Source organism: Streptomyces sp. V3I8 (assembly GCF_030817535.1).
Classification (GTDB): Bacteria; Actinomycetota; Actinomycetes; order Streptomycetales; family Streptomycetaceae; genus Streptomyces.
Window position 1 is genome coordinate 2,096,689 of sequence record NZ_JAUSZL010000002.1, and the last position, 25,237, is coordinate 2,121,925.

The window sequence follows — 25,237 nt, forward strand, 5'->3', positions numbered from 1 at the left end:
GGCCCCTGATCAGGTCCGGGTAGGTTCCAGCTGTGGCCGTCCTTCCTGGGCACGGCACCGACGGGAGGGGCGAGGGATGGCCGAGGGACTGACGAACTGGGCGGGGAACGTCACGTACTCCGTGAAGGAGCTGGAGCGGCCGGACTCGCCCGGCGCGCTCCAGGCGCTGATCGCACGCAGCCGGCGCGTGCGGGTGCTCGGCAGCGGGCACTCGTTCAACCTGATGGCCGACCCGGGCGACGGGGGCGTGCTGCTCTCGCTGACCGCGCTGCCGCCGTCGGTCGAGGTGGACACGGCGGCCCGTACGGTCCGGGTGGCGGGCGGGGTGCGGTACGCGGAGCTGGCGCGGGCGGTGCACGCGCGAGGGCTCGCGCTGCCCAACATGGCCTCGCTGCCGCACATCTCCGTCGCGGGCTCGGTGGCGACCGGTACCCACGGCTCCGGCAACGCGAACGGCTCGCTGGCGTCCCCCGTACGGGAGGTCGAGCTGGTCCTCGCCGACGGGTCGGCCCTGACGGTCGGCCGTGACGACGCCCGCTTCGACGGGGCCGTGACCTCGCTGGGCGCGCTCGGTGTGGTCACCGCGCTCACCCTCGACCTGGAGCCGGCCTTCGAGGTCGCCCAGCAGGTGTTCGGCCGGCTGCCGTTCGCCGGCCTGGACTTCGGGAGGGTCTCGGCATCGGCGTACAGCGTCAGCCTGTTCACCGACTGGCGGCGGTCGGAGTTCGTGCACGCGTGGGTCAAGCGGCGTACCGACGCGCCGTGGGACGGCTTCCCGTGGGCCGAGCCCGCCACCGAGGCGGTGCATCCGGTACCGGGGATGCCCGCCGTGAACTGCACCCAGCAGTTCGGGGTGCCGGGGCCCTGGCACGAGCGGCTGCCGCACTTCCGTCCCGAGTTCACCCCGAGCAGCGGCTCCGAGATCCAGTCGGAGTACCTGCTCCCGCGCCCGTACGCCGTCGACGCCCTGGCGGCTCTCGACGCGATACGGGAGACGATCGCGCCGGTGCTGCAGATCTGCGAGGTGCGCACGGTGGCCGCCGACCGTCAGTGGCTGAGCCCGTCGTACGGGCGGGACACCGTGGCGTTCCACTTCACCTGGGTGGACGACGCGGGAGCCGTGCTGCCGGTGGTGCGGCGGATCGAGGAGGCACTGGCGCCCTTCGACGCGCGGCCGCACTGGGGGAAGGTGTTCGCGGTGCCGACGGGGGCGCTGCGTGCCCGCTATCCGCGGATCGGCGCGTTCACGGCTCTCGCGGAGGAACTCGACCCGACGGGCACGTTCCGGAACACGTTCGTGAGCGAGGTGCTGGGGCGGCCGTCGCAGCCGTGATCCCCGCCTCCGCGGTGCGCGGCCACCCCCGCCTCGGCGTACGGGGAGGGCTTCGCGCAACCCTTTTCCCAAGCCCTTGTCGAAAGCGCACCGCGGTCATAGCCTGGCGCCGCGCCGGGGTCGTCGTCGGCTCCGCCACGGCCCGGACTTGCCCGGACCGGCCCGGAGCGACCTGGACCGGCCCGGAGGATCGAGGGGGCACGCTCTGGTGAAGCGCACATCGCGCGACATCCGTACCGCGAACCGCTACGGGGTGCTGCGCCAGATCATCGCCCGCTCGCCCACGTCCCGGCAGGAGCTGGCCGCCGCGACCGGGCTGAGTCTCGCCACGGTCGCCACGCTCGTCGGTGAGCTGCTCGGCCTCGGGATGCTGACGGAGGTCGGCTTCGAGGACTCCGCGGGCGGGCGCCCGCGGGGACTCGTGGCCGTCGACACGTCGGGGGGCGCCCTGATCGGCGTCGACATCGCGGAGACGTACGTGCGCGTCGAGCTGTTCGACCTCGCGCTGACCGTGCTGGCCCGGGCCGACGAGGACATGCGCCCCGGTGAGATCCGCCCGGAACAGGTCGTCGGCCAGGTCGCCTCGGCCGTCGGGTCGGTGGTCGCGCAGGCCGGGGTCGAGGCCGCACGGGTGCTCGGGGTCGGCGTCAGCGTGCCGGGGCAGGTGGACCGGGAGGCCGGGGTCTCGGAGTACGCGCCCAACTGGGACTGGCACGACGTGCCGTTGCTCGGCCTCCTCGCCGAGCACATCGCGTTTCCGCTGTACCTGGACAACCCGCTGCGCGCCTGCGCGGTCGCCGAGCTGTGGTTCGGGGCCGCGCGCGGGCGCGGGGACGCCGTGGTGGTGAACCTCGGCACGGGGGTCGGCGCCGGGCTCGTCCTGGGCGGCGGGCTGCACCGGGGGGTCAGCAACAGCGCCGGCGAGTGGGGGCACACCACACTCGTGCTGGACGGGCGGCCCTGCCACTGCGGCAACCGCGGATGCGTGGAGACGTACGTCGGCGCGCCCGGAATCATGCTGAACCTGCGGGAGTCGGATCCCGGCAGTCCGCTGCTGCACCCCGAGGACCAGACGGCGACGATCGACGCCCTCGCACGGGCGGTCGCCGCACAGGACCCGGTGGCCATGAAGGTGCTCCGGGACACCGCGCGCTGTCTCGGCGCCGCCGTCGCCGACCTGGTGAACCTCCTCGACCCCGAGGTGATCGTGCTCAGCAGCTGGGTCGCGGCCACGCTCGGCGAGCCGCTGCTGCACGAGGTGCGCGAGGCCGTGGCCCGGCGTGCGCTCAAGCGGCCACTGGCCGGCACCGACATCGTCCTGTCCCCCATTCCCACGGACCCGGTCTGCCTGGGCGCGGCGACGTTCGCGCTCGAAGGGGCCCTCGACTCGGTGGGCCCGAGACTCCCGGGCGGCAGGACCGCCGCCACGCGGCGCCCCGTCCCGGCGAGAGGCCGTACAGCACCGTCTTCGTGACGACGGGCGCCGGAGCGGCCCGGCGACAGGCCGGTGACAGGCCGGCGGAACAACCATGTGCATCCGCAACGACGCACCACGCCACGCTTGATCCGAACCTTGTGGATCAAAGGCGTCCGGCCCCTTGATGCATGGCCCGCACACCTTTGCGTCCGGCATTCCTAACGGCGCGCAACGCTTCGCGCAGGCTTCGTCCAACCCCTTGCCGAAGCATTACCCGAAGGTTAACGTCCCGCACCGCACAGGGATGTCGAGCCGCAGCCACCTTCGAGACAAGGACGTCAGGATGTCGGCACCGAGCAGCAGCAACTGGGATCGTCGCTCCGTACTGCGGGCCACCGCGGGCCTCGCCGCCCTCGGCCCGCTGGCCGCCTGCGGCGGCAACACCGGCCGTGAGGGCGGCGGCAGTTCCGGCAAGGGGCTCGTGCAGTACTTCCACGCGTACGGGGAGGCCGGCACCCAGGAGGCCGTCAAGCGGTACGCCAAGGCCTACGACGGGGCCCGCGTGAGCACCCAGTGGATCACCGGCACCAACTTCGAGAGCAAGCTGTTCTCGTCGCTGCTCACCGACAACGCCCCGGACGTCTTCGAGTTCCACCCCCAGCTCCAGTTGATCAGGAGCGGCCAGGTGGCGCCGCTGGACGACATCCTCGCCCCGGTCAAGGACGACTTCAATCCGGCGGACATCACGTCCCACACCGTCGACGGCAAGGTCTACGGCGTCCGCATGATCGACGACCCGCAGTTCTTCTTCTACCGCAGGTCGCTGCTGGAGAAGGCCGGTCTCGGGGTACCGCAGACCCTCGACGAGCTGGCCGAGGCGGCGGACAAGCTCACCACCGACAAGGTGAAGGGCCTGTTCCTCGGCAACAACATGGTGTCGACGAACTACGCCCTGGTCTGGGCGGCCGGCGCCGACCAGCTGAACGACAGGAACGAGATCGCGTACCACACCGACGACGTGGCGGCGGCGCTGAAGACGTACCGCAAGATGTTCACCAGCGGCCACCTGCTCCTGGACGCCCCCGCCGACTACTGGGACCCCTCGGCCCTGGTCCAGGGACTCACCGCGATCCAGTGGTGCGGCATGTGGGCCATGCCCGTGATGCAGAAGGCCCTCGGCGACGACCTCGGCGTCTTCCCCTTCCCCCCGGCGGCCTCCGGCGCCAGACCCGCTGTCTACAACGGCGGTTGGTCGATGTTCGTCAACGCCAAGGGCAAGAACGTGGATCTGGCCAAGGAATACGTGAAGTGGCTGTGGATCGACCGGAAGAAGTACCAGGAGGACTGGGCGCTCGGTTACGGCTTCCACATACCCCCGCGCACCTCGATCGCCGCGTCCGCCACCAAGCTCAAGTCGGGTCTGCCCGCCGAGGGCGTCAAGCTCTTCACCGACTACGGACGCTTCGACAACATCTCCTGGACGCAGGCGATGATCACGGCGCTGGAGGAAGTGGTCGCCAACGCGGTCCGCAAGGGCATGGATCCGGAGAAGGCCCTCGACGCGGCGGACGTGAAGGTCGACCGCGAACTCAAGAAGCTGTTCGGATAAGCCGGCGGACAGGCAGCGCCATGTCGACCACCACGACACGTGACGCCACCCGCCCCTCGCCGGCCGAGGCCGCCGAGGCCGGGCCGCGCAAGGGCGTACGGGGCAGCACGCTCAGCTTCTGGATCTTCACCGGGCCGTTTCTCGCCGGCCTGGTGATCTTCGTCTACGTCCCCATCGGCTGGAGTCTGTGGCTCAGCTTCTTCGAGGCGCGCTACACGGTCACCCCCGACACGTTCGTCGGCTTCGACAACTACCGGCTGATGCTGACGAACGGCGACTTCACCGGTTCGCTCGTCACCTTCACCGTCTTCGCCGCGATCATCGTGCCGGTCACCTGGGCGCTGTCGCTGGGCCTCGCCCTGATGGTGCACCGGCTGCGCTTCCTGAAGGCGTTCTTCCGGTCGGTCTTCTTCCTCCCGACGGCGTGCAGCTTCGTCGCCGCCTCGCTGATCTGGAAGATGTCCGTCTTCAGCGGGGTCCGCTTCGGTCTGATGAACACCGTCCTCGGCTGGTTCGGCGTCGCGAACACCGCCTGGCTGGCCGACCCGAACCCGCCCTGGTACTGGCTGGTCGTCGTGTCCGTCCGGCTGTGGCTGCAGGCCGGCTTCTACATGATCCTGTTCCTGGCGGCCCTGCAGAACATCCCGCCGGAGCTCTACGAGGCCGCCGCCATCGACGGTGCCAGGCCCGGCTGGCAGACCTTCCGCCACATCACCCTGCCCCAGTTGCGGGCCACCTCGACCGCCGTGGTCCTGCTGCTGCTCGTGGCCGCCTACCAGGCCTTCGACGAGTTCTTCAACCTGCTCGCGAAGACGACCTGGGGCCGCCCGCCGCTCGTCGAGCTGTACTACACGGCTCTGGGCGACGACCAGGACTACGGAGCGGGCAGCGCGGGCGCGGTCGTCCTGACGCTGCTGATCTGCATGGTGACCCTGCTCCAGGGCAGGTTCCTGGGCTTCGGCAGGAGGGACGACTCCGGATGACGACCGTGAACCCGCCCCGTACCCGGCGTGGTGTGCTCGGCTCCGCCGGCCTCTACTTCGCCACCGCCGTCTGCGCGCTGCTCTTCCTCGTCCCCTTCTACCTGATCGTCCGCAACGCCCTGTCCACGGACGCCGAGATCACCGGCGAGGACTGGCAGTGGTTCCCCGCCGACATCCAGTGGGGAAATCTCACCGAGCTGTTCGACGACACGACCGTGCCGTTCGGCCGGTCCCTCGCGAACTCGGCGGTCGTCGGGGTCCTGCACACCCTCGGCACCCTGCTGGTCTGTTCGCTCGCGGGCTACGGCCTGGCCCGCATCCCGTACAAGCACGCCGACAGGATCTTCTACGCGGTCCTGGTGACCCTGATGGTGCCGGCCGCCGTCACCTTCGTACCGAGCTTCGTGCTGGTCTCGTCGCTCGGCTGGGTGTCGAGTATGCAAGGTCTCATCGTTCCGGGCCTCTTCAGTGGTTTCACCTGCTTCCTGTTCCGGCAGTACTTCCTGGGGTTCCCCAAAGAACTGGAGGAGGCGGCGCGGGTGGACGGGCTCGGGTACTGGGGTGCGTACTGGCGCATCGTCGTGCCCAACTCGCTGAACTTCTTCGCCGCCATCGCGACCATCACCTTCATCAGCGGCTGGAACGCCTTCCTGTGGCCCCTGGTCATCGGCCAGGACCAGGAGGCGTGGACCGTGCAGGTCGCGCTCTCCTCGTACATGACGAACCAGACGGTCAACTTCCATCTGATCTTCATGGCCACCGCCATTTCCATCCTGCCCCTGGTGCTCGTGTTCCTGTTCCTCCAGCGCTGGCTGGTGCAGGGGGTCGCGCAGACCGGCATCAAGGGCTGATCTAGGAGAACGATGTCTTTCCGCACCACCCCGCCCGATTTCACGTCCCCGGCCGTCGCGTACCCGTCCCCGTCCGTCGCGTACGTCGAGGACGTCTCGCCCGGGAGCGGCGTGTTGCCGCCCCGGGCGTGGTACGCGTCCTCCGACGCCGCCTCCCTCTCCCTGAACGGCAGTTGGCGGTTCCGGTTGTCGGCGACGGCCGACGCCGAGGACGACTCCTTCGCCGAGCGGGGGTACGACTGCGGGGACTGGGCGGAGGTGGCGGTGCCCGGGCACTGGGTCCTCCAGGGCAACGGTGACAGGGAGTTCGGTGCGCCGATCTACACCAACCATCTCTATCCCTTCCCGGTGGACCCGCCGAGGGTGCCTACGGAGAACCCGACCGGAGACCATCTGCGGTACTTCGACCTGCCGGACGACTGGCCCGATGTCTCGGATGCCAAGGGGGCCGGGGGCGCCGTCCTGCGCTTCGACGGGGTCGAGTCCTGCGCCCGGGTGTGGCTGAACGGCACGGACATCGGGGAGTTCAAGGGCTCGCGGCTGCCGCACGAGTTCGCGGTCGGGCACCTGCTGCGGCCCACCGGGAACGTGCTGGCCGTGCGGGTCCACCAGTGGTCGGCGGGCTCGTACCTGGAGGACCAGGACCAGTGGTGGCTGCCCGGCATCTTCCGGGACGTCACGCTGCTGCACCGGCCCGCGGGCAGTGCGCTCGACTTCTTCGTGCACGCCTCCTACGACCACCGCGAGGGCACCGGGAGCCTGCGCGTCGACTCCGACGTCGACGGCCGCGTCCTCGTGCCGGGCCTGGACATCGATGTCGAGACCGGACAGGTCATCACCGTGCCGGTGCGGCCCTGGACCGCCGAGACGCCGTACCTGTACGACGCCGTGCTGGTCACGCCCGGCGAGCGGGTCCCGCTGCGCATCGGGTTCCGTACGGTCGTGCTGGAGGACGGCCTGATCAAGGTCAACGGCCGGGCGGTCCTCTTCAAGGGCGTCAACCGGCACGAGTGGCACCCCGAGCACGGCCGCGCGCTGGACCTGGAGACCATGCGCGAGGACGTGCTGCTGATGAAGCGGCACAACGTGAACGCGGTGCGCACCTCGCACTACCCGCCGCACCCGGCCTTCCTCGACCTGTGCGACGAGTACGGGCTGTGGGTCGTCGACGAGTGCGACCTGGAGACCCACGGCTTCACCGAGCAGGACTGGCGCGACAACCCGGTGGACGACGACCGCTGGACCCCGGCGCTCCTGGACCGGGCGGCCCGGATGGTCGAGCGCGACAAGAACCATCCCTCGATCGTCATCTGGTCGCTGGGCAACGAGGCGGGCACCGGCCGCGGCCTCACCGCCATGGCCGAGTGGATCCGCGGCCGGGACGGCTCGCGGCTCATCCACTACGAGGGCGACCGGAACTGCCGTGACACGGACGTGTACTCGCGGATGTACGCGGACCACGCGGAGGTCGACCGGATCGGCCGAGGCCAGGACGGCGGCCCGCTCAAACGGCGCGAACTCCCCTTCATCCAGTGCGAGTACGCGCACGCCATGGGCAACGGACCGGGCGGACTCGCCGACTATCAGAGGCTCTTCGAGACGCACGACCGGATCCAGGGCGGCTTCGTCTGGGAGTGGATCGACCACGGCATCGAGGACGAGCGGTACGGCTTCGCGTACGGCGGTGACTTCGGCGAGGAGCTGCACGACGGGAACTTCGTCTGCGACGGACTGGTCTTCCCGGACCGCACGCCCTCCCCCGGACTCCTGGAGTACAAGAAGGTCGTCGAGCCGGTCCGCATGGAGGGCGACGGCGTCGACGGCGTGGTCCGGATCACCAACCGGTACGACTTCGCGGACCTGTCGGCGCTGGCCTTCGAGTGGTCGTACGACGTCGACGGCGAGAAGGTGGGAACCGGCACCCTGACCGTGCCCGCGCTCGCGCCGGGCGACTCCGCCGACGTGGAGCTGCCCGAGCCCCCGGTGGACGTGCACGAGACGGAGACCAGGTGGACGGTCCGGGCGGTACTCGCCGGGGACACGCCCTGGGGACCGAAGGGGCATGTGGTGGCATGGATCCAACTATGGCGTGCGCCACGTCAGTTGATCGGTGTCACGGCCCGCCGTCGTCCCGTTCCCGACGGCCGGGGAGGCATTGCGCTCGGACCGGCCGTGTTCACCGCCCGCACGGGTGAGTTGGCGACCGTCGGGGGGATCGACGTCACCGGCCTGAAGCTGGACGTGTGGCGGGCCCCGACCGACAACGACTTCGGCGCGGCCTGGCAGCCCGACATCCGCTACGGCGTGCTGTGGCGCAAGCTCGGCCTGCACCGGATGCAACACCGCCTGGAAGCCGTGGAGTTGTCCGAGGACGCCCTGACGGTACGCACCCGGGTGGCGCCGGCCGCGTCGGACCTGGCTCTGCGCACGGTCTACCGGTGGACCTCCGACGGGACGAGGCTGAAGCTGGCCGTGTCGGTGACGCCGGAGGGCGACTGGCAGGTGCCGCTGCCCCGGCTCGGCGTCCGCCTGGGGCTGTTCGACGGCGACCGGGTGAGGTGGCACGGCGGTGGTCCGGGCGAGGCGTACCCGGACACCGGCACGGCCGCGATGCTGGGCCGTTGGGAGTCCACGGTGGACGACCTGCAGACGCCGTACGTCCGCCCGCAGGAGAACGGCGCCCGCTCCGGCGTCCGCTGGGCGGAGATCGGCCGGGGGCCGGGCTTCCCTGCGCTGCGCGCCGAGGGCGGGGGTGCGTTCTGGTTCACGGCCCGCCGCTGGACGAGCGAGCAGCTGGACGCGGCGGACCATCTGACGGACCTGACGCCCGGCGACACGGTCTGGGTCAACCTCGACCACGGCCAGCAGGGCATCGGCTCACAGTCCTGCGGCCCGGGCGCGCTGCCGCAGTACCAACTGCGGGCGCGACCGGCGGAGTTCTCCTTCGTGTTCTCGGAGACCGCGTTCTCGGAGAGCGGCGGCTGACACCGCCACCGGCCGGGCGGGGGTCGGAAGTCGTCCACCCGCACCACGATCCCCGTCCAGCCGGAGAGGACGGCCGCCGTGCCCGCCCGGCGTCTGCCCGGACCCCGGCCGGTCGGTCGGCTCGATCGTCGACGAGGTGAGCGTCCACCCGTACAACGGTGACGGCCGGTCCCTCCAGGTGGACGTGCCCGACGCGGCGCCGGGTGAGTTCGGCCGGACCGTCGGCGGTCGAGCCGGTGACAGCCTTCGCCACCGGCCGGCCCGCGCCCTGGACCCTGGTCCTGCCGATCGCCGTCCTGCTCGCCGCGGCAACCGGCACGACCGGCACGACCGGCACGAACACGTCGGGAACGCCTGCGGCTGAACGACATGGCCCGTCCGCCGCGGGACCGCAGGCGCTTCAGGACTTCAGCGGGCGATGAGCCTGCGTGCCGCTTCCTTCATGGAGTCGCGCAACCGCTGGGCGTCGGCGTCCTCGCCTCCGACGAGGATGCGGGCCATCTGCGGCACGAAGGACGCCCAGTTGGCCATCGCGACCAGCAGGAACAGCAGGTCGGGGGCCGGGATCGCGCTGCCGACCACGCCCCGCTCCTGGCCGTCGCGCAGCGCGGCGACCTTGCGGGAGTAGTGCTCCTGGCGCTGCTCCTCGTGGGGCAGCTCGGAGGTGCCGTACTCCAGGCCCTCCCAGAAGAGCAGGCGCAGCAGTTCGGGGTGCGCGGCGTGGTAGTCCATCAGCCGGTCCATCCAGCCCTCGATGTCGTCGGGGTCGACGGGGACGGAGGCCGCGAGGTCGACCATGGACCGCTCCAGAACGTGCGCGAACAGTTCGGCCTTGTTGCCGAAGTACGCGTAGATCAACTGCTTGTTGGCCTTGGCCGATGCCGCGATCCGGTCCACCCGGGCGCCCGCGATGCCGTAGTCGGCGAATTCGGCGGTCGCCGCCTCGAAGATCCGGGCCTTGGTGGCCTCGGGGTCCTTTGCTGCCATGGGGACAGACTAGCCCCACATCTCACAACCAACTAGTTGGTTGACATGTTTCCGCAGGTGACTCCATACTCGCCATTGCAACCAACTGGTTAGTTGATACACAAGGAGCCACCTCAGTGATGCCGTCAGCCGCCCCCGTACAGGAGACTCGGGCCGTCAGCCGGGAGACGGCCGGCCCTGTCTCGCGTCTGTTCCTGCCCCTGATCGCCCTGTGCACCGCCGTCACCGTCGCCAACGTCTACCTCGCGGCGTCGCTGCTTCCCCTCATCGCCCGGGACTTCGGCTCCACGGCCTCGGGTGTCGCGTGGATCGCCTCCGTCGCCCAGCTCGGCTACGCGCTCGGCCTCCTCTTCTTCGCACCCCTCGGCGACAGCTTCAGCCGGCGCCGGATGGTGGGCGTCCTGTCGCTGGTCACCGCCGCCGCGCTGCTCGTGGGCGCCGTGTCCGGCGGAACGCACATGCTCGCCGCGGCGGTGCTCGTCGCCTCGGCGGTCACCGTCGTACCGCAGCTGCTCGTGCCGCTCGTGGCCGAGCGCGCCCCTGCCCACCACCGGGCCCGGCACGTCGCCGCCGTGGTCGCGGGCCTGTTCATGGGCATCGTCGCGGCCCGGGTCCTGGGCGGCGTGCTCGGCCAGGCCTTCGGCTGGCGGGCGGTGTTCGCGGGCGCGGCGGCGCTGACGGCGCTGATGGGTGTCATCACCTCGTTCGTGCTGCCCGTCGAACGGCGCCGCCGCAAGGGTCCGCTGTTCGCGGGACTCGCCGCGATGCCCGGCCTGGTGCGCCGCTCCCCCGATCTGTGGCGCGCCTGTGTCCGGCAGGCCGGCATGTACGGAGCCTGGAGCGCCGTGTGGACCTCCCTCGCCCTCCTGCTGACGAACTCCTCGTACGGTCTGTCCACCGCGACGGCCGGTCTGTTCGGCCTGTTCGGCCTGACGGCGAGCGCGATGGCCCCGCTCGCGGGCGGGCTGGTGGACCGCTTCGGCGCGGCCAAGGTCGTCACCGTCTCGTACCTGCTCGCGGCCGTGTCCGTGCTGTTGTTCTGGCTGGGCGGGCACACGATGGTGGCGCTGTGCGCGGCCGCCGTCATGGTCCATGCCGCTCTGGTGGCCTCCCAGATCGCCAACCAGACGCTGGTCCTGACCACCACCTCGGTCCCGGCGACCGCGAACACCGCGTACGTCGTCTCCGCCTTCGCCGGCGGCGCCCTCGTCTCCGCTGTGGCCGGACCCGCCTACAGCCGTGGGGGCTGGGGCGCGGTGTGCGCCGTGGCGGGGGTGTGGCTGCTCCTGTGCTGGGCGGCGGCAGCCGTACGACGCCGTCCTGCGGCCACGGCCACGACCTCGACCTCGGCCTTGACCTCGACCTCGACCGCGCAGAGCGTCTGACGGCGGTGGCACCGTCTGGTGGGCGGGCCGGGCGTCCCCGCCGCCCGTGGACCGGGTCCCGTGGACCGGCGGCCCGGACCCGGGACCCGGGAGGGCCGACGCGCGACGACCGGGTCGCCGGGCTGATCGCTGCCGATCGGCTGTTCACCGGCCGGGCCCTGCCCCGGCCGGCCCGGCCCGGCGCTGCCTGCTCCGTGCGTGCCGCGCGCCGTGCCGCGTAGAGTGCGGCGCCGTGTCTGCCGTATCGCCTCACCGTGCCCCGTCGCCTCAGCGCGCCCTCCGGAACGAACCGCGGTTCCTGCTGCTCGCCTCCGCCCGGACCGTCTCCGTCCTGGGCAACGGCTTCGCCCGCGTGGCCCTCGGTTTCGCCGTGCTGGCGCTGCCCGGCGCGACCCCGGGCCGGCTGTCGCTGGTGCTGGCCTGCCAGGCGCTGCCCCAGCTGGTGTTCGTCCTGCTGGGCGGGGTGATCGCGGACCGGCTGCCCCGGGCGCGGCTGATGGTGACCGCCGACGCCGTCGGCGCCGCCGCCTACGCCGGGCTGGCCGCTCTGGTGCTGTCCGGGCACGCCCCGCTGACCGCCCTGTGCGCACTGGCGGTGGTGGCGGGCACCGCGACCGCGCTGTTCTCACCGGCGATGGACGGGCTGGTGCCGCTGGTCGTCCCGCCGGACAGGCTCCAGCGGGCCAACGGGCTGCTGCGGGTCTGCACCAACACCTCCCTCCTGCTCGGCCTGTCCCTCTCCGGCGTCGTCGTGGCATGGCTCGGGGCCGGCTGGGCGCTGGCCGTCAACGCCGCGTCCTTCGTCGTCAGCGCGGTCCTCACCGCCCGGCTGCGGGTCTCCGCGCGACGCCGGGCGAAGGCGTCGTCGGGGTGGGAGGACCTGAAGGAGGGCTGGCGGGAGTTCACCTCCCGGCAGTGGCTGTGGGTCGTCGTCGCCCACTCCGCCGTGGTGGTCGCCGGCCTCAACGCGACCATCGGCGTCCTGGGCCCGCTGGTGGCGCAGGAGCACCTGGGCGGCGCGCGGGCCTGGTCGCTGATCGTGGCGGCCCAGGCCCTGGGCACCGTCGCCGGCGCGGGTCTCGCGGTACGGGTCCGGGTGGAGCGGCCCGTACGGCTGGCGGTGCTGGCCACGTTCCCGGCCGCGCTGCCGATCGCGCTGCTCGCCGCGTCCGCCCCGCCCTGGGCGACCGCCGCCGCGATGTGCTGCTCGGGCGTCACCACGGCGGTCGGCGCGGTGCTCTGGTCCACCGCACTCCAGCGGGAGATCCCCGAGGAGGCCCTGTCCCGCGTCAGTTCGTACGGCTGGTTCGGCGCCCTGGGCTTCGCCCCGCTGGGGCTGCTCGCGGCCGGTCCGGTCGCCGGCGCGCTGGGCATCCGCGAGGCGCTGGCGTGCTGCGCGGCCCTGGTCGTGCTGGCGGCGGCCGGGGCGCTGCTGTCACCGCAGGTCCGGAGCCTTGCCCTGGCCACAGAGCTGCCGCCCGCGCCCGAGCCTTCGGCGGCGGAACGGGAGACGGCCTGACCGGAAGTGGGACTTGAGACCGCAGGCCACCAGTCGGCTTTCCTCAGCGGCCCGGCACCCGGATCTCCGCCCACACGACCTTGTGCGTGCCTCCCGTACAGAGGTCCGTTCCCCACCGGTCGGCCAGCGCGGTGACGAGCAACAGGCCCCGGCCGCCCTCGTCGTCCGCGCCGGGCGACTCCCTCGGTGCGGGCAGGCGCTCGGTCACCCCGTCGGCCACCTCCACCCGTACGGTGTCCTCGCCGGCCCGCATCAGCAGCCGTACGCGGAAGTCACGGCCCCTGACCCGGCCGTGCCGCACCGCGTTGGCCGCGAGTTCGGCGACGACCAGGGCCACCGACTCACTCGCCCCGCTGTCGTACGCGTACCCCCACAGGTCCATCCTGTTCGCGGCCAGACGCCTCGCCAGACGGGCCCCTCGCGGGGTGCAGCTGAAGAGCTGGGTGAACGTACGTACGGTGACGGGTACTTGGACCCCGGTTTCTCCTTGCATGGGTCAAAGGTCCCGGGTGGCGGGGTCGTCGACCAGGTCCGACACCCGTACGTCCCACCCCGTACGAGTTCACTCCGTGGACAGTCGGAGTGACTTTCCGTGACGATTGCCTCATGACCAACAGCACGGCGAACGAGCCCGAACCGTCGGACAGTCTGAAGACGTTCGGCCTCGTCCACAAGGCGTTCCGCAAGCGGGCGGGGCTGACGCAGGAGGAGTTCGCACCGCTGGTGCGGTACCAGCCGGCGACGGTCGCCTCGATCGAGCAGGGCCGACGCCTGCCGCCACGGGTGTACGTGGAGCGGGCGGAGGAGGTGCTGGACGCGTTCGGGGTACTGCGGGCGGCGGCGAAGTACGCGACGCGGCAGCCGGGCCTGGCGTCCTGGTTCCGGAGATGGGCGGACCTGGAGGAGCAGGCGATCGCCCTCTGCACGTACGAGTGCCGGGTGATTCCAGGCTTGTTGCAGACGGAGGCGTACGCGCGAGCGGTGATGTGGAGCGTGCCCCTACGGCCGACCGACGAGCTGGTCGAACAGCGCGTGGCCGCGCGCTTCGCCCGACAGGAACTGCTCAGCACGAGCCGGGAGCGACCCACGGCATTCAGCTTCATCGTCGAACAGGCCGTCCTGGAGCGGCACACGGGCGGCGAGGACGTGACGAGAGAGCTGATCGGCCATCTGCTCGACGTGAACGACCGGCACTGGAACGTCGAGATCCAGCTGATGCCGCTCCGCCAGCCCGTGCACGCGGGCCTCGACGGTCCCATGCACTTGCTCGAAACCGCCGAGCACGAGTGGTTGGCCTACGCGGAGGGCCAGAAGACCGGTCACCTGATCAGTGACCGCCAAGCGATCAGCGTGCTCCAGCAGCGCTATGCCAAGATGCGCTCACAGGCACTCACCCCAGAGGACACGGTGAGCCTGCTCCAGCAGATGCGAGGGGCACTATGAACAGCAACACGACCGAACTCACCTGGTTCAAGAGCAGCTACAGCGGCTCGGAGGGCGACGACTGCGTCGAAGTGGCCCTCGCCTGGCGCAAGTCGACGTACAGCAGCGGCAGTGAGGGCGACTGCGTCGAGGTCGCCGCCTGCCCCGGCGCCGTCCATGTCCGTGACTCCAAGAACACCCGCGGCCCGCAGCTCGCCCTCTCCCCCACCGCCTGGGCGGACTTCGTTCTCGACCTCAGTGGTCCGCGCAGCACGGCGTAGGGTCCGGGACCTCGAACGGGACCAGGACACCCCCCACCGCCGGCATCAGGGTCAGGACCAGCTCGCCGTCCTGCCACTGCGGGCGTACGTGATCCCGCGTCACCACGGACTGCCCCGGCGGGGGCGCACCGGACGAGCCCAGCACGACCACCCGGCCGATCGCGGAGCGAGCCAGCAGCTCCGCGATCGTCAGGGTGCCGGTCAGCTCGGGCGAGCCCGGGTAGACGACGGCCCGGCCCACCCCGTCGGGCGCGCCGGCCGTCACCCCGTACCCCTTGGCCGCAAGGCGCGGCGCGGTGTCCTCGGACGTCGTCGCGAAGGACAGCACGACCCGCGGCCGATCCCCGCGCACCAGGTGCGTGCAGCCGAACGCGCCCTCGGGCAGGGCGAGTTCGGCTGCCAGCTCCAGCAGCAGGTGGTCGGCGGCGCGCAGCTCACGTACGCCGGTGTCGACCGTGCTGACGTAAGGCGGCCGAGTCACGCGGGCAGGACCCAGACCGGGTTGGAGTAGAACCACAGGTCCTTCCACGGGTCCGCGTCACCGACGACGTCGATGGCGGGACCGGCCGGGTCGACGGCCGCACCGCGCGCGCCGACGGCGGACCGGTTGCCGTCCGAGCCGCGCAGGCGCAGGTACAGCGGGCGGTCGACGCGGCCGAGGGAGTAGGTGACCCGGACCGTGCCGCTGGTCTTGTCGATCTCGTACGACCTGACGACCTTGGCGGTCGGCGCGGTGAAGGTGTCCTTGTCCGCGACCGGGCCGGTGACGTCGCCCTGGATGACGTCCACGCGGGCCAGCTTCGGGACGAAGCCCGCCCAGTTGGTGTCCTGGGCGAGGGCGATGTCCACGGTCAGTGTGACGTTCGTGCCCTTCTTGACGTGCAGGGCGCCGCCGAGCGTGGCCCAGCGGCTGCCGCCGGAGACGCGGACGTCGAGGCCGCTGATGAGCTGACCGTGGTCGACCCAGACGCGGCCGGCGCGGATGCCGTCCATCACGGCGGCGTACGAGAAGTCCTCGGCGCCGACGTGGGTCCTGCTGTACTGGCCGGGCCAGTAGTCGCCCTGCGTGATGTCGATCTTGCCGCTGTAGACCGGGTCCTGGTAGCGGCCGTCGGCGTTGAAGTCGCCGCCGCCGCGTGCGGCGGTGTCCGCGTAGACCTGGTGCGAGTCGGAGTTGGCGCTGATCCACCAGGCCTTGCCCTCGGCGAGCAGGCTGTCCCAGAGGCCGCCGACGGTGGCGGTCATCCAGTCGAAGCCGCCCCAGGTGCGGTAACTCTCCAGCGGGTAGCCGGCGAAGGAGTCGACACCGGGGTTGTTGTCGTAGATGCCGCGGGCCCGGCCCATGCCGAGGGGTGCGGGAAGCCCGGCCGCCTGGTGCCCGGGGGCGCCCTCGAAACCGACGGCTATCTGGTGGCTCGCGGGCGTCGCGTCGCGCCAGGCGCGGATCTCGTGCGGCGAGTCGACACCGCGCCGCGCCGGGTGGTTGGCGAGCATGAGCGCGTCCTGCACCTTGCGCCGCTTCACCTGGTCACCGAGGAAGGCGAGGCCGGCGACGGCGAGCGCCTCGTTGGCGGGCGAGGAGCCGGAGGCGTTGTTGACGCTGCCGTCGTAGTCGGTCTCGAACTGCTTGAGGACGGAGACCTCGTTCTTGCCGGGGTGTACGAAGACCGTGCCGTGCTCGGCGCCCGGGATGTTCCATTCGAGGCCCTGGAAGACGAGGGTGTCCTCGTGCGCCTTACGGGCGGCCTTGATGTCCGGGTTGACCTTGTCGACGCCGATCCTGGCGTGCGCCACACTGCCGTGGTCCGTGATGACCAGCCAGTCCATGCCGTGCTTGACGCCCTGGCGGACCTGGTCGACGACGCGGTACTTGCCGTCGCTGCTGTACTGCGTGTGGATGTGGTGGTCACCGGCGAGCCAGAGGAAGCCCTTGCCCTTGCGGCCACCGCCGCCCGGTGTCCGCGCGCCGGCCGGCGTCTGCGCGGCGGCGGTCCCGCTCGCCGCGCCGCCGAGCACGCCCGCGGTGGCCAGACCGGCGCCGAGCAGACCGGCGCGGCGGAGCATGGAACGGCGCGACCGCTGGTCGGGGCTCAGCGCCTCGTCGGGTACGGAGGTGTCGAAGGCGGCGGGGAGAGGAGCGCTCTCGTGGCCGTGGCCGTGGCCGTGGTCATGACCGTGATGGTGGTCTCCATGGCTGTGCTGCCCATGCCCGTGACTGTGTCCGTGCCCCATGTCGGCCTCCTGTGTCCGGCGCCGCCGCCGGTGCGGTCGCGCGCTATGGAGACTCGATGCGAAACATGAACACCGGACGACACCGAGGTGATCTCCGGACGACTCCGGCACGGCGGCTCACCCCGGCCGTTGCGCTTCCCCCAACTGGCCTTGTAAAGCACACTAGTTGACTCTCCGCTCTCCCCTGTTTTCTCTGTTGCCCGGAGGCACCCCACCATGAGAAGACTCGCAGCCACCCTGCTGGCCGGCGCGCTGGCGGCCACCGGACCCACCACGACCGCGGCGACCACGGCCACCGCCGCCGTCCCCGCCGCCGCCCCTTCCTCCGGCACCTTCGACGTCCTCACGTACAACGTCGCGGGCCTCCCCGACGGGCTGAGTTCCGGCAATCCTTCGGTGAACACCCCGCTGATCTCCCCGCGGCTCGGCGCGTACGACATCGTGAACGTCCAGGAGGACTTCAACCACCACGCGGCGCTGTACGCGGGCGACAACCACCCGTACCGCACGGCGACCAGCGGCGGCGTGCCCTTCGGTGACGGTCTGAACACCCTCTCCGACCACCCCTTCGAGGACTTCGAGCGGGTGCGGTGGAACGACTGCACGGGCACCAACTGCCTTACGCCGAAAGGGTTTTCGCTCGCGCGGGTGCGGCTCGCGGAGGGCGTCTTCGTCGACCTCTACAACGTGCACACGAACGCCGACGACACGGCCGACGCCCTCGCGGCCCGCCGCGCCAACATCGAGCAGCTCTCGGACTTCGTCCGGGCGAACTCGGCCGGCAACGCGGTGATCGTCATGGGCGACACCAACACGCGGTACACACGCGCGGGCGACAACATCCGCACCCTCGCGAGCGAGAACGGACTGACCGACGCGTGGGTCCAACTGGTGCGCGGCGGCAGCGCGCCCGCGCAGGGCAGCGACGCGCTGGTCTGCCCCACCACCGCGCCGCCCGACACCTGCGAGGTCGTCGACAAGGTCCTCCACCGGAGCAGCGGGCTGGTGAACCTCTCGGCGACCCGGTACGCCGACGAGTGGGCGAAGTTCCTGGACGCGGCCGGCGGAAACCTCTCGGACCACTTCCCGCACACCGTCGGCTTCTCCTGGACCCTTCCCGCGAAGCTCCGGGCGAGCGACTTCCTCGGCGGCCCGCACGGCACGGCGTTCAACGACGCGGACGACCTCCCGGCGACGCCGTCGCCCCGCTCGCTCACCCTCCGCGGCGGCTCCCGCCTGGACGGGCTGTCGCTCACACTGGACGGCGGTACGTCCCTGACCCACGGCGGTACGGGCGGTACGGCCGCCTCCCTCACCCTCGCGACCGGCGAACACCTGACCTCGGTGAAGCTCACGCAGGGCCGGAAGGACGGCCGGACCCGGATCTTCTCGGCGGCCTTCACGACCGACGGGTCCCGCACGCTGTCGACCGGTTCGCCCACGACGGACACGGTGACGTACACGGCCCCGGCGGGCTGGCAGATCACCGGCTTCACGGGCCGGGCGGGCACGGAGATCGACAAGCTGGGAGTGCTGTACGCCCCGATCGGCTGACCCCCGCCGTCAGGAGTGCCGAACGGCCGCCGCGCGGCGGGTGCGGTGCGCGGTCAGCCCCTGAGGCGTTCCGCGATGTCGGCGAGGTGACGGCCCTGGTAGCGGGCCGCTTCCAGGGTGGCCTCGTCCGGTCCCTCGCCGCCGCCGCTCGGCCAGCTGGTGCCGTAGGGGTTGCCGCCGGCCGCGTAGAGCAGGGGATCGGAGTAACCGGGGGGAACGATGACACAGCCCCAGTGGTAGAAGACGTTGTTCAGCGACAGGAGGGTGGATTCCTGGCCGCCGTGACGGTTCATGGCGGAGGTGAAGCTGGTCGCCGGCTTGCTGTTGAACACGCCGGCCTGCCACAGGCCACCGGTGAGGTCGATGAACTGCTTCAGCTGCGAGGTCACCGCGCCGAACCGGGTCGGTGTGCCGAAGGCGTACGCGGTCGCCCACTCCAGATCTTCCAGAGTCGCTTCGGGCACCTGGTCCTTGGTGGCGTCCACATGCGCGCGCCAGGCCGGATTGGCGTCGATGGCGGTGTCCGGGGCCAGCTCGTGAACCCGCCGCAACCGGACCTCCGCATTACGGCTCACAGCGCCGTCCGCAACCGCCTGGGCCAATTGGTGGACATTCCCGGTGGCGCTGTAATAGATCACAGCGACGCGCACACTCATCATGAACTCCCTCTAGGTAGGCACACCTCAGACTATTGTCGGCAGTTTGATTTCGTGCTGCGACACGCTATGTCGCCCCTGTGCGTCGCGCGGAGACCAATGGGACGAGATTATCGCGGGCGTCGTCATTACCGTGTTTCACGACCGTGCTTTACGCCGGACAACCGTGCTTTACGCCGGAGAGTGTGATGATCGGCGCGCCCTCAGCGAATTCGGACCGCGGACCCGCACGAGCAACGCCCGCCGCCGGCGCCTCGGCGACATCCGGATCACCGGCATCACCGGCATCACCGTCTACGGATTTCCGTGCGGCTTTCCGTGCGGCTTTCCGTGCGGCCTTCCGGCGGAAACAGCCCCTCCGCTCCCCGCCCCACACGTCCCGCGAACCACTTAGACTGGAAGCTTCGCAGGTGCCACGTGCCGCCCAGGGGGGGGAGGGAGCGGGCCATGTCCCAACATCAGTTACGGCACGGCCCGTCCAGGCCCGACCCGGAGCCGCACGTACCGCACGGACCACGCCCGGCACGCCTCGTGCGCTGGCTGGGCGGATTCGGCGCGGCGGCCGCCGGCTACGCGGTGTTCCAGTCGGTGTTCGGCCTCCTTCCGGACAACCTCGGCGGTCAGTCCGCCCGTTACGCCATCGCCCTGGTGAACGGGCTCGGCACAGCCCTCGCGGTCTGGCTGTCCGCCGCGCTGCTCCGGGCCCGGAGTGAGCTCAACTCAGCGACGAGACCCGGGCAGTTACCGGTCCCGGGCAGCGCGGGGCCGGCCGGGACCGGCCCGCTCCCCGACTTGTTCTCCACCGCCTACCGCACCCTCGCCGAACAGATCTGCGTGGTCGACGACCCCGTACGCGGGCGCCTCACCGGCTGGCCGCACTCCCTCGGTGAGAGCGGTCCCGGCCGGCCCACCTCCGTCGGTACCGCGTACGGGCTGCACATCATGCTCGACCTGGGCATGCCCGAAGGGCGGATCGGCGCGGGCGACCTGGTGGACACGCTGTGGCGACTGCGTCTGCCGGACGGCGGCTGGTCGGCGCGCTCGCAGGGCTCCGAGGCCCGCCCGGAGGTCACCGCGCACGTACTGGGCGCACTGGCCCGGGCGGGGGCGTCCCGGGAACGGCTCGCCGAGGAGGTGGCGATCTGCGAGGCACGGTTCACGCCGGAACTCGACCGTACGGGGCAGGAGTTGACACACGTCGTGACGACCGTGCTGCGCGGTCTGCTGCGTGCGGCGCCCGACTCGGCCGCGCTGCCGCTGCTGCGCGACCACCTCGTCGAGGGTGCGGTCACCGACCCGCGACGCCGGCACCGCCGCTGCTGGGGCTACCGGCTCACGTCCCCGCACGGCCCGCCGTCCCCCCTGCACACGGCCCAGGCGGTGGTCGCGCTGGACCGCGTGGCCCGCGTCCTGGGCAGCGAGAGCGGCAACGTGCGCGCGGCCCGCGAGGACGGCGTGCGCTGGCTGCTGGCCTGCCCGGACGCCCCGCACGACACCTGCCTGGACCTGTCCAACCTCCGCGAGGAGGTACGCAGGCCGCGCACCGACGACCCGTCCCGCCACGAGGTGCTGAACGTACGGCACTTCACGGCCTCCTGGATCGTCCGCGCCCTGCTCACCCCCGGCGCCCGCGAGATCGCCCGCGAGGACGGCGTCGAGGAGGAGTGGCGCGAGTTGCTGAACGGCGCGGCGAGCTCCGTCTGGGCCGGCCAGACGGAGGGCATATGGACGTGGGTGCGCGACGACAACAGCGAGCTGCGGCGGCCCATGTGGATGACCTACCAAGGTCTTTCCGCGCTGCGGTCGCATGCCGTATGGATGTACCAGCCGTCGACGCGGCAACCGAACGGCTGAACCGACGAACTGAATCGACGAGCCGGTGAACCGGTGAACCGGGAGGAACGTGCATGGGTGGCCGACAGGTCCTGGCGGCACGGCGGTTGCTTGCCGAGATGCCGGACGGCGAACCGCCCGAGCACGTACAGCTCGCGGCGGCCCGGGCGGTCGTGGCGGAACTGGGCTCTCCGGAGCGCCTGTTGGAGCTGATCGCCGAACTGGCCTCCGGCGAGGGGGATCCGCACGGCTGTGCCCGGCTGTCGTACCGCCATGTCCTGGGCTTCGACAAGCTCCTGCTCATCGACGGCGGCCCCCACCACATGCTGCGTGCCCACCTCTGGCATCCCGGGCGGAGGGCGATCGGCAAGGAGGACATCCACAACCATCGTTCCCCGCTCGCCTCCTCCGTCGTACGGGGGCGGCTGGCGATGGAGCTGTACGCGCCCCGCGGCAGCGACAGCGGCAGCGGCAGCGGCAGCGGCAGCGGCAGCGGCAGCGACGGGATCGGGGCGGAGCGCTATCGGGAATCCCTGGCGGGCGGTTCGGCGGACTGGCTGCTGGAACCGACGGGTCCGGCCCGGCTGCACCTCACGCAGGTCGCGGAGTACGCGGCGGGCAGCACCTACGCCCTGCCCGCGCACACCCTGCACCGGGCGTGGTGCGACACGGCGGAGCCGACCGTGACGCTCTTCCTGGAGACAGGGAACGGGCGGCGCCGGCACACCGACGTGTTCACGGCGGCGGGACCCCACCCGGGGGCCGTACCGAAGGTGCCGCTGGAGACGGAGGACTACCTGAGCGAGCTCGACGCGCTCGCGGAGCTGCTCAGAAGTTCGTGAGGGCCTGGCGCACGATGTCCAGGTTGTACTCGTCGATGTCCACCGTGTGCAGTTCGTCCGGGCTCAGCCAGCGGTGGGTCTGGTCCGGCTCGGGGAGGGTGATGTGCCGGGAGAGCGGGTTGACCAGGAAGTTCTCCTGGAAGTTCTTGGTCTCCTGGCCGCGGTACTCGCTCATGAAGGAGGATTCGCCGACCTTGCGGACCACCTCACCGAGCAGCCCGGTCTCCTCCTTGAGCTCCCGCAGCACGCCGTCCTCGGCGCTTTCGCCGGGCTCCAGCTTTCCGCAGGGCACGCCCCACACCCGGGGCAGGAAGCGCTCGGTCTCACTGCGGCGCACCAGCAGGACGAGGCCCTTGCGCATCACGACGGCCGCGGCCAGTCGCTTGGTACCGGGGATGTCCATGATTCCTGGGTCCCTCGCCGATCGGAGTCCACAGATTCTTGTACCCACGAAAATGTCAACGCTACCAGCATGCCCGCACGGGTGGGGCGCTTCCGGGCGGACCGCTCCCCTCCGTTCACCGCAGGGCCTGCACGTCGTCGTACGTGGGCGTCGCCCCCTCCACGGGCTCGCCTGCGCGGATCAGGGCCGCCGTCTCCAGGGCCGCGCCCAGGGCGCGCCGGTAGAGGAGTGAACCGAGGCTGATGCGGCTGACGCCGAGGTCGGCGAGGGCCGGGACGGTCGGTCCTGCCAGGGTGTAGAGGATGTTGAGGGGCACGTCGAGGGTCTTCAGCAGGGCGGTGATGCAGGGCGGGTCGCTCAGGCCGGGGACGAACACACCGTCCGCGCCCGCCTGCCGGTAGGCGTCCAGGCGGCGGATCGTCTCGCGTGCCCGGCCGCCGCCGTCACCGCCGCCGTCACCGTTGCCGTCGCCTTCGCCGTCCCGCAGCCAGTGGGTGTCCGTGCGGGCGTTCACGAACAGGTCCGGTACGGCTTCCTTCACCGCGGTGATCTTCGCCGCGTGGAGTTCGGCGGGGGCCAGGGTGCCGTCCGGGCGGCCGTCCTCCAGGTTGATTCCGGCGGCGCCGGCCGCGGCGAGTTCGCGGGCCGCCTCGGCGACCTCTTCCGGGTCGTCGCTGAAACCGTTCTCGGCGTCGACCGAGAGGAGGAACGGGCCGCCGCCGAGCAGGCGGGCGAGCGTCAGTGACGCGTTCCTCGTCGCCGCGTGGCCGTCGGGGAGGCCGGCGGCCGCGGCCACTCCCAGGCTGGTCGTACCGACCGCCGCGAAGCCCTGCGCCGCCAGGGCCGTCGCCGAGGCGTGGTCCCAGGCGTTGGGGAGGAGGAGGGGGGCTCCGTCCGCTCGGTGGAGGGCGGCGAAGGAGGTGGAGGGGTGCGGGCTCATGGGGCGACGGTAGTGGGGGGACGGTTCGGTGGCCGCCGAACCGTCCGCCGTCGCTCTCCGCGGGTTCGTCCGTACCGCTGTCGCTGCCGCTGCCGCTGCCGCTGTCAGGGCACCGTCTCGCCCCGCACCAGCGGATGGCACACCGGCTGGACGTCCTCGGGGAGGTCGTCCGGCCGGCACCAGCGGGCCTCCAGGATCTCGGAGGGGTCGAGGCGCAGCTCTCCGCTCACCAGGCGTGCCTCGTAGGCCACTTCCAGACGGGTACGGAGGCCGCTGTTCAGCATCACCAGGGCGCCCGCCTCCACGTCGAGGCCCGTCTCTTCCCTGACCTCGCGCACGACGGTCGCCCGGAAGTCCTCACCCCTGTGCGCGAAACCGCTCGGCAGTCCCCACTGACGGCCAGGAGGCCACATCCGGTGCCGGAGCAGCAGGACCCGTCCCTCGTCGTCCCGCACGACACCGGTCACACCGACCACGAACTTGGCGTTCAGGAGCCACATGACGCGGTTCTGAAGGGGGCGCAGAAGCCGCCACAGGCGGGTGAGCAGTCGTCGCACCGGACCTCGAAGGGATAGGAGAAGCGGAAGCAGGGGCGTCACCCGTGGGGAGGCAGGACGGGCGCCACCGTGCGAAACGCTACCGTCCGGGCGCCCCGCCCGAGGCGGCGCGGTCCGGTGCCGGGCTCCCGCTCCTGGTGTCACAGGTGACCGCGCGCCGCGGGCGGCACGCGCCACGGACCGTATCCCCCAATCGGCCGGGGCATGCCCGGCCCTCCTCCGGCACCCCGCTCCTTCCCCGCCTCGGACCCGGCCGTGGTCCCGGGCACGGAATCCCGGGCGGGTCCGTCACCTCAGCAGGTGAGCCGGGAGCAGGGACTGTCCGCGGAGTTCGTCCGCGACCAGTTGTGCGTACGCCGTCGCGCCCCGCGTCGACGTGTGGGTGTTGTCGCGCTTCTCGTCGTAGAGGTACAGGGCCTTGGAGCCCTCCACTCCCAGCGACTCCACCAGGGCCTTCGTGCGGGCCGTCAGGTTGATGAGCGGAACCTGGTGGGCCGCGGCGACCGCGCGGACGACGGCGGGGTGGTCCACGCCGAGGCCGTTCACCAGGAGGGCCGTGCCGTTGTTCAGGGTGCCGTCGGTGTTGAACCAGCGGCGGACGATCGGGGTGACCAGGACCGGACGCCCGCCCCTGTCCCGGACGCCCGCGACGAGCGCCTCCAGGTTCGCGCGGTACGTCGCCTCGTCCGTCTGCTTGTCGTTGTGGGCGAGCTGGACGAGGACCAGGTCGCCCCTGCGGATGAGCGGCCGGACGGTCGCGAAGAGCCGTGGATCGGCGAGGTAGCTGACCGTGCTCTCCCCCGAATCCGCGTAGTTGGCGACGGAGACGCCCTTGCGCAGGTACTGCGGGAGCTGCTGACCCCACCCCGAGTAGGGGTCCCCGGGCTGGTCGCAGACCGTGGAGTCGCCCACCAGGAAGATCTGCCGGGTGTGGCGGCCCGCCGGGGTGACCCGGATGTCGGCCGGCGCGGGGGCCGAGCCGCCGATCACCAGGTCGAGCCCGGGCGTGCCGTCGGGACCGGTGGGCTCGCCCTCGGGCGTGCGGACGTTCACCGTGAAGCTGCGGGTCACCGATGCGCCCGCTTCCGTCGGCGTCTCCGCGAGCAGCGTGCGCCGTGTCTCGCCGCTGACGGCGGTGCTCGCCGCGGCCTCGCCGCCGAGCCGCACCCGCACGTCGTACGTGCCGGGCGGGACGTCGAAGTGGCAGGCCGTCCCGGTGCAGTCCTCCGGGCCACGCACCGGAGCCGGGCCCAGGTCCGGGCCCAGGTCCGAACCCGAACCCGAGCCCGCTCCCGGGCCCGGACCCGAGTCGTGGCCCCTCGCCTCGGCCGGGGCGACCGACAGGGCCGAGGCGACGGTCAGCAATGCCAGCAGGGTGATCGTCGCGCGTCGCGACACGGCTCCTCCAACAGGTCCGGCAAGTCGTCGAGGCGGCAGGCCGGCACGCC

23 protein-coding genes are annotated in these 25,237 nt (G+C 71.6%); 14 read left to right on the top strand and 9 right to left on the bottom strand.

The annotated features are described in order from the left end of the window. The first annotated feature begins 76 nt into the window (after positions 1 to 76). The 7 genes from QFZ75_RS09245 (at position 77) to QFZ75_RS09275 (ending at position 9,542) form a co-directional block, all read left to right on the top strand. Positions 77 to 1,333, top strand: a complete 1,257-nt coding sequence (locus QFZ75_RS09245) for an FAD-binding protein (RefSeq protein ID WP_307535425.1) — start codon at positions 77 to 79, stop codon at positions 1,331 to 1,333. 208 nt (positions 1,334 to 1,541) lie between these two features. Then, positions 1,542 to 2,807, top strand: coding sequence for an ROK family transcriptional regulator (locus tag QFZ75_RS09250; protein WP_307535427.1), 1,266 nt, complete (start codon positions 1,542 to 1,544; stop codon positions 2,805 to 2,807). Positions 2,808 to 3,093: 286 nt separating this feature from the next. Continuing rightward, entirely contained in the window at positions 3,094 to 4,359 is a 1,266-nt protein-coding gene (locus QFZ75_RS09255; protein ID WP_307535429.1) for an ABC transporter substrate-binding protein, read from the top strand. 20 nt (positions 4,360 to 4,379) lie between these two features. Further along, positions 4,380 to 5,342 (top strand): carbohydrate ABC transporter permease, encoded by a 963-nt coding sequence (locus QFZ75_RS09260; RefSeq protein ID WP_307535431.1) that lies wholly within the window; start codon positions 4,380 to 4,382, stop codon positions 5,340 to 5,342. Continuing rightward, complete coding sequence (locus QFZ75_RS09265; protein WP_307535433.1) at positions 5,339 to 6,193, top strand: carbohydrate ABC transporter permease; 855 nt, start codon at positions 5,339 to 5,341, stop codon at positions 6,191 to 6,193. The genes QFZ75_RS09260 and QFZ75_RS09265 overlap by 4 nt, the downstream gene beginning before the upstream one ends. A gap of 12 nt (positions 6,194 to 6,205) precedes the next feature. Then, complete coding sequence (locus QFZ75_RS09270) at positions 6,206 to 9,178, top strand: glycoside hydrolase family 2 TIM barrel-domain containing protein (RefSeq protein ID WP_307535435.1); 2,973 nt, start codon at positions 6,206 to 6,208, stop codon at positions 9,176 to 9,178. Between the two features lie 136 nt (positions 9,179 to 9,314). Then, positions 9,315 to 9,542 (top strand): hypothetical protein, encoded by a 228-nt coding sequence (locus tag QFZ75_RS09275; protein ID WP_307535437.1) that lies wholly within the window; start codon positions 9,315 to 9,317, stop codon positions 9,540 to 9,542. A 44-nt stretch (positions 9,543 to 9,586) separates the two neighbouring features. Here the strand turns inward: QFZ75_RS09275 and QFZ75_RS09280 are convergent, their stop codons facing one another. Then, entirely contained in the window at positions 9,587 to 10,165 is a 579-nt protein-coding gene (locus QFZ75_RS09280) for a TetR family transcriptional regulator (RefSeq protein WP_307535439.1), read from the bottom strand. A 119-nt stretch (positions 10,166 to 10,284) separates the two neighbouring features. Between QFZ75_RS09280 and QFZ75_RS09285 the strand changes: the two genes are divergently transcribed. Both QFZ75_RS09285 and QFZ75_RS09290 read left to right on the top strand, forming a co-directional pair. After that, complete coding sequence (locus tag QFZ75_RS09285; RefSeq protein WP_307535440.1) at positions 10,285 to 11,550, top strand: MFS transporter; 1,266 nt, start codon at positions 10,285 to 10,287, stop codon at positions 11,548 to 11,550. A gap of 232 nt (positions 11,551 to 11,782) precedes the next feature. Continuing rightward, on the top strand, positions 11,783 to 13,069 hold the full coding sequence (locus tag QFZ75_RS09290; protein ID WP_307535442.1) for an MFS transporter: 1,287 nt from the start codon (positions 11,783 to 11,785) through the stop codon (positions 13,067 to 13,069). A 43-nt stretch (positions 13,070 to 13,112) separates the two neighbouring features. Here the strand turns inward: QFZ75_RS09290 and QFZ75_RS09295 are convergent, their stop codons facing one another. After that, positions 13,113 to 13,562 carry an ATP-binding protein gene (locus QFZ75_RS09295; protein ID WP_307535444.1) on the bottom strand — a complete coding sequence of 150 codons (450 nt, stop codon included), beginning with the start codon at positions 13,560 to 13,562 and terminating at the stop codon, positions 13,113 to 13,115. A gap of 113 nt (positions 13,563 to 13,675) precedes the next feature. Between QFZ75_RS09295 and QFZ75_RS09300 the strand changes: the two genes are divergently transcribed. Together QFZ75_RS09300 and QFZ75_RS09305 are read left to right on the top strand one after the other, a co-directional pair. After that, complete coding sequence (locus tag QFZ75_RS09300; protein WP_307535446.1) at positions 13,676 to 14,512, top strand: helix-turn-helix transcriptional regulator; 837 nt, start codon at positions 13,676 to 13,678, stop codon at positions 14,510 to 14,512. Next, entirely contained in the window at positions 14,509 to 14,772 is a 264-nt protein-coding gene (locus QFZ75_RS09305) for a DUF397 domain-containing protein (protein WP_307535448.1), read from the top strand. Before QFZ75_RS09300 ends, QFZ75_RS09305 begins: the two co-directional genes overlap by 4 nt. Here the strand turns inward: QFZ75_RS09305 and QFZ75_RS09310 are convergent. Together QFZ75_RS09310 and QFZ75_RS09315 are read right to left on the bottom strand one after the other, a co-directional pair. Next, complete coding sequence (locus QFZ75_RS09310; protein WP_307535451.1) at positions 14,747 to 15,253, bottom strand: hypothetical protein; 507 nt, start codon at positions 15,251 to 15,253, stop codon at positions 14,747 to 14,749. The two genes, QFZ75_RS09305 and QFZ75_RS09310, sit on opposite strands and share 26 nt — an antisense overlap. Continuing rightward, complete coding sequence (locus QFZ75_RS09315) at positions 15,250 to 17,004, bottom strand: PHP domain-containing protein (RefSeq protein WP_307535453.1); 1,755 nt, start codon at positions 17,002 to 17,004, stop codon at positions 15,250 to 15,252. The genes QFZ75_RS09310 and QFZ75_RS09315 overlap by 4 nt, the downstream gene beginning before the upstream one ends. A 216-nt stretch (positions 17,005 to 17,220) precedes the next feature. Here QFZ75_RS09315 and QFZ75_RS09320 point away from each other — a divergent pair, with 216 nt between their 5' ends. Further along, positions 17,221 to 18,558: a jacalin-like lectin gene (locus QFZ75_RS09320; RefSeq protein ID WP_307535455.1), complete on the top strand. Its 1,338-nt coding sequence runs from the start codon at positions 17,221 to 17,223 to the stop codon at positions 18,556 to 18,558. 53 nt (positions 18,559 to 18,611) lie between these two features. Here the strand turns inward: QFZ75_RS09320 and wrbA are convergent, their stop codons facing one another. Further along, entirely contained in the window at positions 18,612 to 19,214 is a 603-nt protein-coding gene (gene wrbA / locus QFZ75_RS09325; protein WP_307544339.1) for an NAD(P)H:quinone oxidoreductase, read from the bottom strand. A 447-nt stretch (positions 19,215 to 19,661) separates the two neighbouring features. Between wrbA and QFZ75_RS09330 the strand changes: the two genes are divergently transcribed. Beyond that, positions 19,662 to 21,068 (top strand): hypothetical protein, encoded by a 1,407-nt coding sequence (locus tag QFZ75_RS09330; RefSeq protein ID WP_307535458.1) that lies wholly within the window; start codon positions 19,662 to 19,664, stop codon positions 21,066 to 21,068. 53 nt (positions 21,069 to 21,121) lie between these two features. Further along, complete coding sequence (locus QFZ75_RS09335) at positions 21,122 to 21,889, top strand: hypothetical protein (protein WP_307535460.1); 768 nt, start codon at positions 21,122 to 21,124, stop codon at positions 21,887 to 21,889. Here the strand turns inward: QFZ75_RS09335 and QFZ75_RS09340 are convergent. From QFZ75_RS09340 to QFZ75_RS09355, 4 genes are all read right to left on the bottom strand, one after another. After that, complete coding sequence (locus QFZ75_RS09340) at positions 21,876 to 22,292, bottom strand: NUDIX hydrolase (RefSeq protein WP_307535462.1); 417 nt, start codon at positions 22,290 to 22,292, stop codon at positions 21,876 to 21,878. The genes QFZ75_RS09335 and QFZ75_RS09340 overlap by 14 nt on opposite strands. A 115-nt stretch (positions 22,293 to 22,407) precedes the next feature. After that, the gene (locus tag QFZ75_RS09345) at positions 22,408 to 23,232 is read right to left on the bottom strand and encodes an isocitrate lyase/phosphoenolpyruvate mutase family protein (RefSeq protein WP_307535464.1); all 825 of its coding nucleotides are present in this window, start codon (positions 23,230 to 23,232) and stop codon (positions 22,408 to 22,410) included. A 104-nt stretch (positions 23,233 to 23,336) separates the two neighbouring features. Next, entirely contained in the window at positions 23,337 to 23,789 is a 453-nt protein-coding gene (locus QFZ75_RS09350; RefSeq protein ID WP_307535466.1) for an NUDIX hydrolase, read from the bottom strand. Positions 23,790 to 24,077: 288 nt separating this feature from the next. Further along, positions 24,078 to 25,187 carry a rhamnogalacturonan acetylesterase gene (locus tag QFZ75_RS09355; protein ID WP_307535468.1) on the bottom strand — a complete coding sequence of 370 codons (1,110 nt, stop codon included), beginning with the start codon at positions 25,185 to 25,187 and terminating at the stop codon, positions 24,078 to 24,080. Positions 25,188 to 25,237 lie beyond the last annotated feature (50 nt).

What these genes read in the sequence shown, in the direction of transcription:
- QFZ75_RS09245 (WP_307535425.1), top strand. Translation starts at nt 77, where the DNA reads ATGGCCGAGGGACTGACGAACTGGGCGGGGAACGTCACGTACTCCGTG.
- QFZ75_RS09255 (WP_307535429.1), top strand. Translation starts at nt 3,094, where the DNA reads ATGTCGGCACCGAGCAGCAGCAACTGGGATCGTCGCTCCGTACTGCGG.
- QFZ75_RS09260 (WP_307535431.1), top strand. Translation starts at nt 4,380, where the DNA reads ATGTCGACCACCACGACACGTGACGCCACCCGCCCCTCGCCGGCCGAG.
- QFZ75_RS09265 (WP_307535433.1), top strand. Translation starts at nt 5,339, where the DNA reads ATGACGACCGTGAACCCGCCCCGTACCCGGCGTGGTGTGCTCGGCTCC.
- QFZ75_RS09270 (WP_307535435.1), top strand. Translation starts at nt 6,206, where the DNA reads ATGTCTTTCCGCACCACCCCGCCCGATTTCACGTCCCCGGCCGTCGCG.
- QFZ75_RS09280 (WP_307535439.1), bottom strand. Translation starts at nt 10,165, where the DNA reads ATGGCAGCAAAGGACCCCGAGGCCACCAAGGCCCGGATCTTCGAGGCG.
- QFZ75_RS09285 (WP_307535440.1), top strand. Translation starts at nt 10,285, where the DNA reads ATGCCGTCAGCCGCCCCCGTACAGGAGACTCGGGCCGTCAGCCGGGAG.
- QFZ75_RS09295 (WP_307535444.1), bottom strand. Translation starts at nt 13,562, where the DNA reads ATGCAAGGAGAAACCGGGGTCCAAGTACCCGTCACCGTACGTACGTTC.
- QFZ75_RS09300 (WP_307535446.1), top strand. Translation starts at nt 13,676, where the DNA reads ATGACCAACAGCACGGCGAACGAGCCCGAACCGTCGGACAGTCTGAAG.
- QFZ75_RS09305 (WP_307535448.1), top strand. Translation starts at nt 14,509, where the DNA reads ATGAACAGCAACACGACCGAACTCACCTGGTTCAAGAGCAGCTACAGC.
- QFZ75_RS09315 (WP_307535453.1), bottom strand. Translation starts at nt 17,004, where the DNA reads ATGGGGCACGGACACAGTCACGGGCATGGGCAGCACAGCCATGGAGAC.
- QFZ75_RS09320 (WP_307535455.1), top strand. Translation starts at nt 17,221, where the DNA reads ATGAGAAGACTCGCAGCCACCCTGCTGGCCGGCGCGCTGGCGGCCACC.
- wrbA (WP_307544339.1), bottom strand. Translation starts at nt 19,214, where the DNA reads ATGAGTGTGCGCGTCGCTGTGATCTATTACAGCGCCACCGGGAATGTC.
- QFZ75_RS09330 (WP_307535458.1), top strand. Translation starts at nt 19,662, where the DNA reads ATGTCCCAACATCAGTTACGGCACGGCCCGTCCAGGCCCGACCCGGAG.
- QFZ75_RS09335 (WP_307535460.1), top strand. Translation starts at nt 21,122, where the DNA reads ATGGGTGGCCGACAGGTCCTGGCGGCACGGCGGTTGCTTGCCGAGATG.
- QFZ75_RS09340 (WP_307535462.1), bottom strand. Translation starts at nt 22,292, where the DNA reads ATGGACATCCCCGGTACCAAGCGACTGGCCGCGGCCGTCGTGATGCGC.
- QFZ75_RS09345 (WP_307535464.1), bottom strand. Translation starts at nt 23,232, where the DNA reads ATGAGCCCGCACCCCTCCACCTCCTTCGCCGCCCTCCACCGAGCGGAC.